Annotated in this window: 10 protein-coding genes and 1 pseudogene; all 11 read left to right on the forward strand. The window is 63.5% G+C overall.

The window, feature by feature from the left end:
• The first annotated feature begins 21 nt into the window (after nucleotides 1-21).
• Nucleotides 22-1,308, forward strand: coding sequence for an MFS transporter (locus O3301_RS21755; RefSeq protein WP_305057466.1), 1,287 nt, complete (start codon nucleotides 22-24; stop codon nucleotides 1,306-1,308).
• A 245-nt stretch (nucleotides 1,309-1,553) separates the two neighbouring features.
• Complete coding sequence (locus tag O3301_RS21760; protein WP_099666577.1) at nucleotides 1,554-2,573, forward strand: ABC transporter substrate-binding protein; 1,020 nt, start codon at nucleotides 1,554-1,556, stop codon at nucleotides 2,571-2,573.
• An 83-nt stretch (nucleotides 2,574-2,656) separates the two neighbouring features.
• Nucleotides 2,657-4,831 (forward strand): iron ABC transporter permease, encoded by a 2,175-nt coding sequence (locus O3301_RS21765; RefSeq protein ID WP_305057467.1) that lies wholly within the window; start codon nucleotides 2,657-2,659, stop codon nucleotides 4,829-4,831.
• On the forward strand, nucleotides 4,828-5,913 hold the full coding sequence (locus O3301_RS21770) for an ABC transporter ATP-binding protein (protein WP_305057468.1): 1,086 nt from the start codon (nucleotides 4,828-4,830) through the stop codon (nucleotides 5,911-5,913). The genes O3301_RS21765 and O3301_RS21770 overlap by 4 nt, the downstream gene beginning before the upstream one ends.
• Nucleotides 5,910-6,743 (forward strand): inositol monophosphatase, encoded by an 834-nt coding sequence (locus O3301_RS21775; RefSeq protein ID WP_099666580.1) that lies wholly within the window; start codon nucleotides 5,910-5,912, stop codon nucleotides 6,741-6,743. Before O3301_RS21770 ends, O3301_RS21775 begins: the two co-directional genes overlap by 4 nt.
• Nucleotides 6,744-6,854: 111 nt before the next feature.
• Nucleotides 6,855-7,961 (forward strand): porin, encoded by a 1,107-nt coding sequence (locus tag O3301_RS21780; protein WP_305057469.1) that lies wholly within the window; start codon nucleotides 6,855-6,857, stop codon nucleotides 7,959-7,961.
• Between the two features lie 70 nt (nucleotides 7,962-8,031).
• A complete protein-coding gene (iolG, locus tag O3301_RS21785; RefSeq protein ID WP_305057470.1) occupies nucleotides 8,032-9,021 on the forward strand; it encodes an inositol 2-dehydrogenase in 990 nt (329 codons plus the stop codon).
• A gap of 12 nt (nucleotides 9,022-9,033) precedes the next feature.
• Nucleotides 9,034-10,980 (forward strand): 5-dehydro-2-deoxygluconokinase, encoded by a 1,947-nt coding sequence (gene iolC / locus O3301_RS21790; RefSeq protein WP_305057471.1) that lies wholly within the window; start codon nucleotides 9,034-9,036, stop codon nucleotides 10,978-10,980.
• Nucleotides 10,977-12,818, forward strand: a complete 1,842-nt coding sequence (gene iolD, locus O3301_RS21795) for a 3D-(3,5/4)-trihydroxycyclohexane-1,2-dione acylhydrolase (decyclizing) (protein WP_305057472.1) — start codon at nucleotides 10,977-10,979, stop codon at nucleotides 12,816-12,818. Before iolC ends, iolD begins: the two co-directional genes overlap by 4 nt.
• Nucleotides 12,815-13,729 carry a myo-inosose-2 dehydratase gene (gene iolE / locus O3301_RS21800; protein WP_305057473.1) on the forward strand — a complete coding sequence of 305 codons (915 nt, stop codon included), beginning with the start codon at nucleotides 12,815-12,817 and terminating at the stop codon, nucleotides 13,727-13,729. Before iolD ends, iolE begins: the two co-directional genes overlap by 4 nt.
• A pseudogene (locus tag O3301_RS21805) lies at nucleotides 13,726-13,837 on the forward strand (5-deoxy-glucuronate isomerase); the annotation flags it as partial. The gene iolE and the pseudogene O3301_RS21805, both read left to right, overlap by 4 nt.

The following is a 13,837-nucleotide window of genomic DNA, read 5'->3' on the forward strand; positions in this document are numbered from 1 at the left end:
CCTCCCCAAGGAGCGCAGTAAATGAGCACCCCCCCCAAGAAAAATTCCCCCGGCACGGTGCTGTTCGCCAGCCTGATCGGCACCACCATCGAGTTCTTTGACTTTTATATCTACGCCACCGCCGCCGTGCTGGTGTTTCCGAAACTGTTCTTCCCCGCCGGCGACCCGTCGGCCGCCGTGCTGCAGTCGCTGGCCACGTTCGCCATCGCCTTCTTCGCCCGTCCCATCGGTTCGGCCGTGTTCGGTCACTTCGGCGACCGCATCGGCCGCAAGGCAACCCTCGTGGCCGCCTTGCTGACCATGGGTATTTCCACCGTCATCATCGGCTTGCTGCCGACGTACGCCGCCATCGGCACCCTGGCACCGCTGCTGCTGGCGCTGTGCCGTTTCGGCCAGGGCCTGGGTCTGGGCGGCGAGTGGGGCGGCGCGGTGCTGCTGGCCACGGAAAACGCGCCACTGGGCAAACGCGCCTGGTACGGCATGTTCCCGCAGCTGGGCGCGCCGATCGGCTTCTTCCTGTCGGGCGGCATCTTCCTACTGCTGAGCGAAACCATGACCGATGAGCAATTCTTCAGCTACGGCTGGCGCATCCCGTTCCTCGCCAGCGCGCTGCTGGTCATCGTCGGCCTGTACGTGCGTTTGAAGATCACGGAAACGCCGGACTTCCAGAAAGTCATCGACAAGAACGAGGTCGTCAAACTGCCGGTGGCCACCGTGTTCCGCCAGCATGGCCGCATGTTGTTCCTGGGCACCATCATCGCCCTGGCCACTTTCGTGCTGTTCTACCTGATGACGGTGTTCGCGCTGAGCTGGGGTACGACCAAGCTGGGCTTCACGCGCAAGGAATTCCTCGTCGTGCAGCTGTTTGCCGTGCTGTTCTTCGCCCTGACGATTCCATTCTCGGCCGTGCTGGCCGACCGCCGCGGCCGCCGCGCCACCCTGATCTGGGTCTCCGTCGCCATTGCCATCTTCGGCCTGGTGCTCGCGCCCATGTTCGGTTCGGGCGTGACGTGGGAAGTGACGGTCTTCATGGCTGTCGGCCTGGGTCTGATGGGCATGACCTACGGACCGCTGGGCACGATGTTGTCCGAACTGTTCCCGCCCGAAGTGCGCTACACGGGCGCGTCGCTGACGTTCAACCTGGCCGGCATCCTGGGCGCTTCGCTGGCGCCGTACATCGCTACCTGGCTGGCCACGAACTATGGCTTGCAATATGTGGGCTATTACCTGTCGCTGGCAGCCGTGCTGACCCTGGGCGCGCTGCTGATGGTAGGCAAGCCACGCGCGGGCAAGGAAGCCTGGCAGTAACACCCCTCTGACCCCACCGGTCCCGAAAGCCGCCAGCTGCAACGCTGGCGGCTTTTTTTGTCGGTAAAACACCACGCCGCCCGCCTGCCGAGATTCTTGTTGACAGTCAAAATCGGCTGGTGGTAAGGTGTGCACACGTGTGCAATGCAGTGCAAGTCTTGAAAAAGCACATCCCGGGACAGTGACACCGCAAGATAGCGGTGCGGTCTGAAGTACCACAACGACAACAAACTTGGAGTGAGACGATGAAGATGCGCAATGTTGCGATTGCTATAAGCCTGGCCCTGCCGATGACGGCCATGGCCGCCGAGGAACGCCTGTCCGTGCTGTGTTCGGCCGACATGGAGTGGTGCCAGCTGATGAAGAACCGCTTCGAGGCGGAAAGCAAGATCAAGGTATCGATGATCAGGAAGAGCGCCGGCGAGGCCTACGCGAAGATCCGCGCCGAAGCGTCCAACCCGAAATCGGACATCTGGTGGGGCGGCACGGGCGACCCGCATCTGCAAGCGGCCGCCGAAGGCTATACGGAAGAATACAAGTCGCCCACCCTGCCCAAACTGCAGCCGTGGGCGCTCAAGCAGGCCGAGACGGCCAAATACCGCACCGTCGGCATCTACATCGGCATCCTGGGCCTGGCCTACAACGAAAACGTGCTGAAGAAGAAAAACCTGCCGCCGCCCCAATGCTGGAAAGACCTCGTCAAGCCCGCCTACAAGGGCGAGATCGAGATGGCCAACCCGAACTCCTCGGGCGCCGCCTACAACGCGCTGGCCACCGTGGTGCAGCTGTTCGGCGAAGAGGAGGCATTCGATTTCCTGGCGAAAATGGGCCAGAACGTCAGCAAGTATCCGAACGCGGGCGTGGCGCCCGGCGAGGACGTGGGCCGTGGCGAAGCGGGCGTGGCCATCGGTTTCATGCATGACCTGATGAAGCTCACCGTGGCCGGCTTTCCCGTGAAAGTCTTGCCGCCCTGCGAAGGCACGGGTTACGAGATCGGCTCGATGAGCATCGTCAAGGGCGCGAAAAACATGGAGCAGGCAAAGAAATTCTATGAATTCGCCCTGCGTCCCGACGTGCAGAGCGAAGCCGTGAAGGCGCTGGCGTTCCAGATCCCGTCCAACGTGGCCGCCACCATTCCCGCCGCCTCGCCCCGCCTGGAAAATATCAAGACCATCAACTACGACTTCGCCAAGTATGGCGCCTCGGACACGCGCAAGCGTTTGCTGCAACGCTGGACGACACAGATTTATTCTGCCGGCAATTAAGGCGTAAGGACTGTCATCGTACCGAACCTGCCGCATGCCGCAATGGCCATGCCGGCGGGTCTACTTAGCTGGATAGAGACCTCATGAAAAAGATATTTTACGGCTGGCTGCTGGCCGCCCTGGCAGCGTTGTGCCTGTTGCCCTGGCAGCAACAGGAAGCGGGATTGTTTGCCGGCGAATGGTTGCGCGACGGCCAGTTCTTCAGTGACCGTGGCGCACCGGCCGTGCTGCACCTGCTGTCGTTCGGCGCCTGGCCGCTGGGCGTGTTCTTCGCCCTGATCGCCGCCAGCGCCGCGCTGGTGGCCGGCAATCCCCACCGCAAGACCCTGGGCCTGGGCCAGATCGCCATCGGCGGCGCCGGCATGCTGTGGCTGGCATGGCTGGGCTGGGGGCCGTTGGCCGCCGGCACGGGCCTGGGCTTCGGCGCGCTGCTGCTGGCGCTGTGCCTGCTGTTCCTCCTCACCTCGGGCGCGGCCGCCTGCGGCGTGTGCCGCGGCGACGCCTTCGTCGCCGGCGCCATTGGCCTCATTATTTGCCTGATCTCCCTGTTCGTGCTGTTCCCCGTGGCGCTGATCCTCGTCAGCGCCGGCCAGCCCATGGATGATGGAGGCACGGGTGCCGCTGCCCTGGCGCGCCGCCTGGCGGACCCCGGCATCTGGAGCCTCAATTGCGTGTCCGGTCCCGGCCGCTGCGGCGTGGCCTGGAACACCCTGGCGCTGGCGCTGCTGACGGGCGTGTCGGCCACCTTCCTCGGTCTCGTGTTCGCCCTCTTGGTGACGCGCACCAATGGCCGCTGGGTACGCCCGATGCGCGCCATTACGATACTCCCCATCGTCACGCCGCCCTTCGTGCTGGGCCTGGCCCTGATCCTGCTGTTCGGTCGCAACGGCGCCATCACGGGCCTCGTCGGCGACCTGTTCGGTATCGAGCAGAGCCGCTGGCTGTACGGCATGACGGGCGTGTGGCTGTCGCAGATGCTGGCCTTTGCGCCGATTGCCTTCATGACATTAATTGGTGTGGTGGAAGGCGTCAGCCCTTCGCTGGAAGAAGCATCGGGCACCCTGGGCGCCAGCAGCTGGCAAACCTTCGTCAAGGTGTCGCTGCCCTTGATGCGTCCAGGCATCGCCAATGCCTTTTTGCTGTGCTTTATCGAAAGCATGGCCGACTTTGGCAACCCGATGGTGCTGGGCGGCAATTTCCACGTGCTGTCGACGGAAATCTTCTTTTCCGTGGTGGGCGCCTCGAACGACCAGGGCCGCGCGGCGACTTTGGCCATCGTGCTGCTGACCTTTGCCGTGGGCGCCTTCTTCATCCAGAACTTGTGGCTGGGCAAGAAATCGTATGTGACGGTGACGGGCAAGGCCGACCACGGCGGCCACGCCTCGCTCAACCCGCGCCTGAAAACCATGCTGTGGACCATCGCCCTGCCATGGTTCGCCTTCACGGCCCTGATCTACGGCACGGTGGTGGCGGGCGGCTTCGTGAATAACTGGGGCCAGGACAACGCCTTCACCTTGCGCCATTACATCGACGCTTTCGGCATCACGGCGGGCACTTCCGGCTGGCACTGGACGGGCCAGGCCTGGCCGTCGCTGTTCACCACCTTGACGATTTCGGCCATCGCCGCGCCCTTGACGGCCTTTGTCGGCATCCTGTCGGCCTGGCTGCTGGTACGCCAGCAATTCGCCCTGAAAAGCGCGTTCGAGTTCGGCACCATGCTCAGCTTTGCCATTCCCGGCACCGTCATCGGCATCAGCTACATCCTGGCGTTCAACTCGGCGCCCATCGAGTTGACGGGCACGGCGACGATTTTGATTCTGTGCTTTGTCTTCCGCAACATGCCGATGGGATTGCGTACGGGCATCGCCGCCATGCGCCAGCTCGACGGCAGCCTGGACGAGGCCTCGATCACTCTGGGCGCCAGCAGCTGGACCACCATGCGCAAGGTCATCCTGCCGCTGTTGCGCCCAGCCATTGCCTCGGCCCTCGTGTATGGCTTCGTGCGCTCGATCACGTCGATCTCGGCTGTCGTCTTCCTCGTCAGCGCCGATTACGACATGGCCACGTCCTACATCATCGGCCTGGTGTCGAACGGCAACTACGGCACGGCGATTGCCTACGCCACGGTCTTGATCGTCGTCATCCTGCTGTGCATCCAATTGATTCATTTGCTGGTCGGCAAGCGCCGCCTTCGCCGCGTCAGCGCCGAAAAAACGCTGCCGGCCGCCGTTCCCAACCTGGAAAAGAGCTACGCATGAACCACTTTACTACCCACGAAACAGAGATTGCCGCGCTGGAATTCGATGGCGTCACCAAGCGCTACGGCAAGGCGCTGGCCGTGAACGACGTCTCGTTCACGATCGCGCCGCGCACCATGGTCACCCTGCTGGGTCCCAGCGGCTGCGGCAAGACCTCGACCCTGCGCCTGATCGCCGGCCTGGAACGCGTCAGCGCCGGGCGCATCCTGCTGGCCGGCGAGGACGTCACCTTGACCTCGGCCGCGGAGCGCGACGTCAGCATGGTGTTCCAGTCCTACGCCCTGTTTCCGCACATGACGGTGCTCGACAACGTGTGCTACGGCCTCATCGTGTCCGGTGAAACCAAGCCGCGCGCCGTGGAACGGGCGCAGGAAAGCTTGCGCCTAGTGGGCCTGGCCGACTTTGCCGCGCGCTTCCCGAACGAGTTGTCGGGCGGCCAGCAGCAGCGCGTGGCCGTGGCCCGTTCGCTGGTGCTGCAGCCCAAGGTGCTGCTGCTGGACGAGCCGCTGTCGAACCTCGACACGAAACTGCGCCGCCGCGTGCGCGACGAGATCCGCGACATCCAGGTCAAGCTGGGCTTGACGGCCGTGTATGTCACGCATGACCAGGAAGAGGCGCTGGCCATTTCCGACCAGATCATCGTGATGAACCGGCAAGTGATCGCGCAAAAGGGCACGCCGCACGAGCTGTTCGAATCGCCGGCCGACAAATTCGTCGCCGACTTCATCTGTAACGCCAACATCGTCGATGGCGTGATCGAAGCGGTGGCCGACGGCAAGGCCACCTGCGTCATGGGCAAGTTGCGGCTGCGTCTGCCATGCCGCAGCCAGCGCAGCGGCGAAGCGAGTTTCGCCGTGCGTCCGGAAGCAATCCTGCTGTCGCCCGCGCAGCCCGACAGCGCCATGGTGGTGCGCGTGGCACGCGCCACCTACCTGGGACGCGAAATGCAATACACGCTCGACACGCCGGTCGGCGAACTGTTTGCCGTCTCGCACGACTTGAGCCAGGTTTTCACGCAAGGCACATCGGTCGCCATGACCGTACACGAACATGGCGCAGCCATCATTGGAGGACAAGCATGACAGATATGACACAGGCAGCGGTACTGGCCGACGCGGCTACCCTGGAGCGCTATGCTTACGCCCGGCACATCATCCGCCAGGCCGGCGAGATTGCGCTGGGCATGTTTCACCGCCGCACGGAACTGGTGATCGAGGAAAAAGGCTTGCAGGACATGGTCAGTATCGCCGATCGCATGGTGGAAGACTATGTGCGTGCGCAAATCGCCGCGCGTTTTCCTGACGACGCCGTGGTGGGCGAGGAGCGCGGCGGCGGGGCGTCGGACGCGCGCTGCGTGTGGGTCATCGATCCCATCGACGGCACGGCCTGCTTCGTCAACGGTATGCTGGCCTGGTGCGTGTCGATTGGCGTGCTGGTCGACGGCAAGCCGGCCATCGGCGCCGTGTACGACCCGAATGCGGACGAGCTGTTCCACGCCTGCCAGGGGCAGGGCGCCTACGTGGCGGCGAAGGCCGGCGAAACGCGGCTGCGCGTCAACGACGTGGCCAGCCTGCAGGGCGGCGTGCTGGGCGTGGGCTTTTCGCACCGCGTGGGCACCGATACCTTTTTACCGTTCCTGCTCGATGTGCTGGAAGAGGGTGGCATGTTCATCCGCAACGGTTCCGGCGCGCTGATGATCGCCTATGTGGCGGCCGGACGCCTGATCGGTTATTTCGAGCCGCACATCAATTCCTGGGATTGCCTGGCCGGTATCGTGCTCGTCAACGAGGCGGGCGGGCGCTGCAATGATTTCCTGGCCGATAACGGCCTGGAAAAGGGCAATCCCATCCTGGTGGGCGGCCCCCGCCTGTATCCGCAACTGGCGGCGCTGGCCTTGCCGCGCTGTGCCTGAGCACATTTTATTGAAAGGGAGGACAGGCGTCCGGCGAGGGACGCGCGGAGTGGCAACACACTGTTGAGCATCATGAGTAATCCACCACCATAAAAACAAGCAGGAGACAAAATGAAAAACGGGATGAAAAACGAGATGAACACCATGCAGTTGAACAAGATCGCCGCCGTATTCTTGCTGGCCGTGCCAGGCTGCGTGCTGGCCGAATCGAGCGTCGTCGTGTACGGCCGCATCCATGCAGGCTTCGACCGTATCGAAACGTCAAGCTCGGCCACGGCGCCGAATGGCGAATCCATTTCTCGCGTATCGGACAATTCCTCGAAGATTGGTTTCCGGGGAAGGGAAGACTTGGGCAATGGCAACACGGCCTTCTTCCAGATCGAGGGCAATGCCAAGCTGGACGATGGAACGGGCGTCATCAATAGCAAGGATACCTTTGTCGGGCTGGAAAACCCCGCCTATGGCCGCATCGCGCTGGGCCGCTTCGCCACGCCGATTCGCCAGATCAACGGCTACACCAACCGTTTCGTGGGCGAAGGCATCCAGGATGACGCCAACATCTCCCAGCTGGGCGGCGAAGGCTTCAACCGCCGGAGTTCGAACGCCGTCAGCTACCGCACGCCCGTGCTGCAAGGCTTCAGCGCCACGATTTACCGCGCCAGCGAAAACGAGGCATCGAACGGCGACCGTATCTATTCGGGCATCGTGCAATACGTGAACGGCCCCATCAAGGGCGCCGTCGGCTATGAAAAGCACAAGGACTTGCGCCCCGGCTTCAGCGAAAAGATGTTCCGCGCCGTGGGCAATTACAACTTCGGCGGCGGCGACGTGGGCGTGGCCTGGAACCGCATGGTGTATGACGTGGCCGGCGGCGACTTGCAGCGCGACTACTTCACCATCACGGGCGCCTACAAGGCGGGCAGCGGTTCCTTCATCGGCAGGTTCGGCGTGGCGGGCGACGTGTCAGGCAGCGCGCCCAACGGCAGCAGCGTGACCATCAAGGCGACCACCCTGGTGCGCGGCGACGACAGCGGTGCCAAGCAGGCCACCCTGGGCTACGAGTATTACCTGTCCAAGCGCAGCACCGTCTACGCCTACTATACGCAAACGAATAACGACAGGAACGCCAACTACACGTTTGGCGGCAATGCCTTCGCCGCCACCAAGAAGGGGGCCAAGCTCAGCGGTGTGATGCTGGGCGTCATCCACCTGTTTTAACCTTTTTTGCCCGGATTTGCACACGTGTGCATTTCCGGGCGGCATTATTTCGACTATCAAGGAGATGGAAATGATTCAAGTGGCATTGTTCGGCGCCGGGCGCATCGGCCGCATTCACGCCGGCAATCTGGTGCGCCAGCCTGGCGTGCGCCTGAAATACGTGGTCGACGTGCATGCGGGCGCGGCGGCGGAAGTGGCGGCCCTGCATGGCGCCAGCGTCGCCAGCGTGGAAGCGGTGCTGGCCGACCCTGAAGTCAAGGCCGTGCTGATCGCGTCGAGCACGGATACGCATGCGGACCTGATCGTGCGCGCGGCGGCCGCCGGCAAGGCCATCTTTTGCGAAAAACCCGTCGACCTGACGCTGGAGCGTGCGCGCGCCGCCGCCGTTGCCGTCAAGGATGCTGGCGTGCTGTGCATGATCGGTTTCCAGCGCCGCTACGACCCGACTTTCAATGCCGTCAAGACACGCATCGAAGCGGGCGAGATCGGCGCGCCCGAATTGCTGGTCGTCACCAGCCGCGATCCCGGCCCGCCACCCGTGAGCTACATCAAGGTCTCGGGCGGCATCTTCAAGGATATGCTGATCCACGATTTCGACATTTTCCGCTGGATACTCGACGATGAAGCCGTCAGCGTGCACGCCACGGGCAGTTGCCTCGTCGACCCCGCCATCGGCGAGGCAGGGGACCTGGACACGGCCGTCGTCACCATCCGCACGGCCAAGGGACGTTTGTGCCAGATCAATGCCTCGCGCCGCGCCGCCTACGGCTACGACCAGCGCTTCGAAGTGCTGGGCAGCGCCGGCATGCTGCAGGCAGGCAACCACAAGCCGACGGAAGTGACGGCCTATGGTTCGGTGAACGTCAGCGTCGACAAGCCGGAAGACTTTTTCCTGGAACGCTACCGCGCCGCCTACGCCAGCGAAATGGCGCACTTTTTCGAGGCCTTTGCCCATGGCGCGCCCTTGCGCACCACCGTCCATGATGGATTGAAGGCACTGGAACTGGCCGAGGCGGCCACCGTGTCATGGCGCGAACAGCGCATCGTGCAATTGTCATAAGGAATGCATGTCATGAAGAATACGACTGAATTTGCCCAGGGACGCGCGCTGGACGTGATCTGCCTGGGCCGCCTTGCGGTGGACCTGTACGCGCAGCAGATCGGCAGCACCCTGGAAGACGCGACCAGTTTCGCCAAGTACCTGGGCGGCTCGTCGGCGAATATCGCCTTCGGCACGGCCCGCCTGGGCTTGAAGTCCGCCATGCTGTCGAAAGTGGGCGACGACCACATGGGCCGTTTCTTGACGGACACCTTGGCGAAAGAGGGCTGCGACGTCAGCCATGTCGGCATCGACCACGACCGTTTGACGGCGCTGGTGATGCTGGGCATCAAGGATAAAAATACCTTCCCGCTGATTTTCTACCGTGAAAATTGCGCCGACATGGCTATCGAGCCATCCGCCGTCGACGCCGCCTTTATGGCTTCCAGCAAGGCGCTGTTGATCACCGGCACGCATTTTTCGACGGCTGCCATGCACGCCGTCAGCACGCAGGCCCTGAAATTGGCGCGCGCCAATAACGTGCGCACCGTGCTCGACATCGATTACCGGCCCGTGCTGTGGGGACTCTCAGGCAAGGCGGACGGCGAAACGCGTTTCGTCTCGAACGACGGCGTAACGCGCCACCTACAGGCGATCCTGCCGCAATTCGACCTGATCGTCGGCACGGAAGAGGAATTCATGATCGCCGGCGGCGGCGTCGACATCATGGCCTCCTTGCGCGCCGTGCGGGCCGTGAGCGGTGCCACCCTCGTCGTCAAGCGGGGGCCGCTGGGCTGCGCCGTCATCGACGCGGCTATTCCAGCCGGTCTCGATGAGGCTTTCAACTATCAGGGCGTGTACGTCGAAGTGCTGAACGTGCTGGGTGCCGGGGACGCGTTTCTCTCGGGCTTTTTGAAAGGCTGGCTGCGCGGTGAGGATTACGAAGCGTGCTGCCGTTATGCAAATGGCTGCGGCGCCCTCGTCGTGTCGCGCCACGGTTGCGCACCGGCCATGCCGTCGCCCGTGGAACTCGACTATTTCCTTGCCAACGCGGCCAAACTGAGCCGTCCTGACCAGGACGCGACACTGTCCCGCTTGCACCGCACGACGGTGGAGCGCAAGCAGTGGAATGAACTGTGCGTGTTTGCTTTTGATCATCGCACGCAATTTTTCGAACTGGCCCAGCAGGGCGGTAGCGACGAGGCAAAAATTTCACGGCTCAAGCAATTGTTCGTGCAAGCCGTGGGCCAGACGGAAGCGGCGCGTGGCTTGCAGGGAGGCACGGGCGTGCTGATCGATGACCGCTATGGCGTCGATGCGCTCAACGATGCGACCGGGCGCGGCTGGTGGATCGGCCGTCCTGTCGAGATGCCGGGATCGAACCCGCTGCAATTCGACTGGGGTCGCTCCATCGGTTCGCACCTGCTCAGCTGGCCGAAGGAACACGTGATCAAGTGCTTGGTGCAGTTGCATCCGGACGATACCGTGGAAAACCGATTGGAACAGGAAGCGCAGATCAAGGCCCTGTATGACGCGGCGCAAGTGAGCGGTCACGAACTGTTGTTGGAAGTCATACCGTCGGACTCCTTGCCGCAGCACGACGACACAGTCTTGCGCGCCGTCAAGCGCTTGTACAACCTGGGCATTTACCCGGAATGGTGGAAGCTGGAAAGCATGTCAGCCCAGCAATGGCAAGCCATCGATGCCCTCGTGCACGAGCGCGATCCGTATTGCCGTGGCGTGGTATTGCTGGGCTTGAACGCGCCGATCGCCGCCCTGGCCGCCAGTTTTGAACAAGCCAGTGCCAGCACGACGTGCCGCGGCTTCATGGTGGGCCGCACCATCTTCCAGGAGCCGAGCCGCCGCTGGCTGGCCGGAGAGCTGGACGATGCGGGCCTGATCGCCGCCGTGCGCGCCAACTTCGAGCAGCTCATTGCCCTGTGGCAGCGCACGCGCAACCGCCTGGAGCGTGCAGCATGAGCGCCACGATCAGATTGACCATGGCGCAGGCTTTAGTCCGCTACCTGGCCGCCTTGCGCACGGAAGAGGGCGATGGTTCCTTGATCCCCCTGTTCGGCGGCGCCTTCGCCATCTTTGGCCACGGCAATGTGGCGGGCCTGGGCGAGGCGCTGTACCAGTACCGCGACAGCTTCCCCACGTACCGCGCCCACAATGAACAGGCGATGGCGCACTCGGCCATTGCCTATGCGAAAGCCCACATGCGCCGGCGCATGCTGGCGGTCACCAGTTCCATCGGCCCCGGCGCCACCAATTTGCTGACGGCCGCCGCGCTGGCGCACGTGAATCGCTTGCCGGTCTTGCTGTTGCCCGGCGACGTGTTCGTCTCGCGCGCGCCGGACCCCGTGTTGCAGCAGCTGGAAGATGCCGGCGACGGCAGCGTGTCTGTGAATGACGCCTTTAAACCTTTATCGCGCTATTTCGACCGCATCGTGTATCCGGAGCAATTGCTGACGGCCTTGCCGCGCGCCATCGCCGCCTTGACGGACCCGGCCGCCTGCGGTCCCGTCACGTTATCTCTGCCGCAAGATGTGCAGACGATGGCGTATGACTATCCGGCCGATTTCTTTACTCCGCGCACCGTGCGTTTCCGCGCCGTGCCGCCCGTGGAGCAGGAACTGGAAGAGGCGGCCGCCTTGCTGAAACATGCGAAACAGCCGCTGATCGTGGCCGGCGGCGGCGTGCTGTACGGCAAGGCTGGCGCCGCCTTGCAGGCGTTTGCCGAGCGCCACGGCATCCCCGTGGCGGAAACCCAGGCCGGCAAGAGCGCCTTGCCGTGGGACCATCCGCTGCAGCTGGGCGCCATCGGCGTGACGGGTTCGCCTGCCGCGAACGCGCTGGCGGCGCAGGCGGACGTGGTGCTGGCCGTGGGCACGCGCTTGCAGGATTTTACGACGGGCTCGAATTCCCTGTTTGCGCAAGCGCAACTGGTCAGCCTGAACGTCAACGCTTTCGATGCGCTGAAACGCCGTGGCCTGGGCGTGCAGGCGGACGCGACACTTGGTTTGCAGGGCTTGTCGCGGTACTTGCCTAACTGGAACAGCGCGGGCCACTGGCTGGAGCGCGCGCAGCAGGCTGGGAACGCATGGCGCGATACCGTGCTGGCCATTACAGGCCAGCGCGAGGTGGCCGGCTTGCCGTATGACGGCGAAGTCATCGGCGCCGTGCAGCGTTCCGCTCCCGATTCCACCAGCCGCGACATCGTCGTTTGCGCGGCGGGCACCTTGCCGGCCGAACTGCACAAACTGTGGCGCACCAGCACGCCCGGCGGCTACCACATGGAATACGGCTATTCGTGCATGGGCTATGAAATCGCCGGCGGCCTCGGCGTCAAGATGGCGAAACCGGATGCCGAGGTTGTCGTCATGGTGGGCGACGGCAGTTATTTGATGATGAATTCGGAAATCGCCACGTCCGTCATGCTGGATAAAAAACTCATCATCGTCGTGCTCGACAACCGGGGTTACGGTTGCATCAACCGCCTGCAGCAGGCGTGCGGCAACGCGTCATTCAACAATATGTTGCCCGACAGCGCACCCGCCATCGACTTCGCCCTGCATGCACGGTCGCTGGGTGCGCTGTCCGAGCACGTGGCCAACATCGCCGAGCTGGAGCAGGCCATGCTGCGCGCCCGCGCCGCATCGCGCACCTACTTGATCTGCATCAATACGGACGCCACGCGCACGACCGAGGAGGGGGGGTGCTGGTGGGAAGTGGCCGTACCCGAAGTCTCGACGCAAGCCGGCGTGCAAGCGGCGCGCGCCCGTTATGAACTTGACCGCCAAGGACAACAAAAATGACTACATGGAATGTGAAGATCGGCATCAACCCGATCTCGTGGATGAACGACGATTTACCGTCGCTGGGCGGCGAGACGCCCCTGGAAACGGCCTTGAAAGAGGGCGCCGAGATCGGCTACGTGGGTTTTGAATTGGGCAACAAGTTTCCCAAGGATGCCCCCGCCCTGAACGCCGTGCTGGGGAAATACAATCTCGCCTGCGTGTCCGGCTGGTATTCGGGCCGCCTGGCGCACCGGTCCGTGGAAGAGGAAATTGCCGCCGTCGGGCCGCATCTGCGCTTGCTGGCCGGCAGCGGCGCCACCGTCATGGTGTATGGCGAAGTGGCGGACGCGATCCAGGGTGAAGCCCGCCCGTTGTATAAACGTCCGCGTTTCCAGTCGCCGCAGCAATGGCAGGCGTACGCGGACAAATTGACGGCGTTCGCGAAACACTTGCTCGGCCACGGCGTGCGCCTGGCCTATCACCACCACATGGGCGCCTACGTGGAAACCCCGGCGGACGTGGACCAGTTGATGGCCTTGACGGGGTCGGAAGTCGGCTTGCTGTTCGACACGGGCCACATCACCTTTGCCGGCGGCGACGCGCTGGCGGTGCTGAATAAACATATTGAACGCATCTGCCACGTGCATTGCAAGGATGTGCGCCCCAACGTGGTGAAACTGGCGAGAAATGGCCACTGGAGTTTCCTGCAGGCCGTCATCAATGGCGCCTTCAGCGTGCCGGGCGACGGCAGCATCGACTTTCCGGCCATCCTCACGCGCCTGTATCTGCACGGTTATGAAGGCTGGCTGGTGGTGGAGGCGGAGCAAGATCCGGCCGTGGCGCCTAGTTACGAATACGCGAAGATGGGCCACGATTACCTGGCGCGGCTGGTCGACGCGATTCCCCGCCTGGGTCGGGAGGCGGCATGAGCCCGCTGCTGGTCAAGGCTAGGGCCGGTTCGGCCATCGTCGAAGTGACGCCAGAGTCGGCCGGCTGGACGCACGTGGGCTTTGCCGCGCACCGTCTGGCGGCAGGCG

It is taken from the genome of Janthinobacterium sp. SUN211 (assembly GCF_030587315.1).
Taxonomy (GTDB): domain Bacteria; phylum Pseudomonadota; class Gammaproteobacteria; order Burkholderiales; family Burkholderiaceae_D; genus Janthinobacterium; species Janthinobacterium kumbetense.

Excerpts from the sequence above, each read along its gene's own strand:
- O3301_RS21755 (WP_305057466.1), top strand. The coding sequence starts at position 22 with ATGAGCACCCCCCCCAAGAAAAATTCCCCCGGCACGGTGCTGTTCGCC.
- O3301_RS21760 (WP_099666577.1), top strand. The coding sequence starts at position 1,554 with ATGAAGATGCGCAATGTTGCGATTGCTATAAGCCTGGCCCTGCCGATG.
- O3301_RS21765 (WP_305057467.1), top strand. The coding sequence starts at position 2,657 with ATGAAAAAGATATTTTACGGCTGGCTGCTGGCCGCCCTGGCAGCGTTG.
- O3301_RS21770 (WP_305057468.1), top strand. The coding sequence starts at position 4,828 with ATGAACCACTTTACTACCCACGAAACAGAGATTGCCGCGCTGGAATTC.
- O3301_RS21775 (WP_099666580.1), top strand. The coding sequence starts at position 5,910 with ATGACAGATATGACACAGGCAGCGGTACTGGCCGACGCGGCTACCCTG.
- O3301_RS21780 (WP_305057469.1), top strand. The coding sequence starts at position 6,855 with ATGAAAAACGGGATGAAAAACGAGATGAACACCATGCAGTTGAACAAG.
- iolG (WP_305057470.1), top strand. The coding sequence starts at position 8,032 with ATGATTCAAGTGGCATTGTTCGGCGCCGGGCGCATCGGCCGCATTCAC.
- iolC (WP_305057471.1), top strand. The coding sequence starts at position 9,034 with ATGAAGAATACGACTGAATTTGCCCAGGGACGCGCGCTGGACGTGATC.
- iolD (WP_305057472.1), top strand. The coding sequence starts at position 10,977 with ATGAGCGCCACGATCAGATTGACCATGGCGCAGGCTTTAGTCCGCTAC.
- iolE (WP_305057473.1), top strand. The coding sequence starts at position 12,815 with ATGACTACATGGAATGTGAAGATCGGCATCAACCCGATCTCGTGGATG.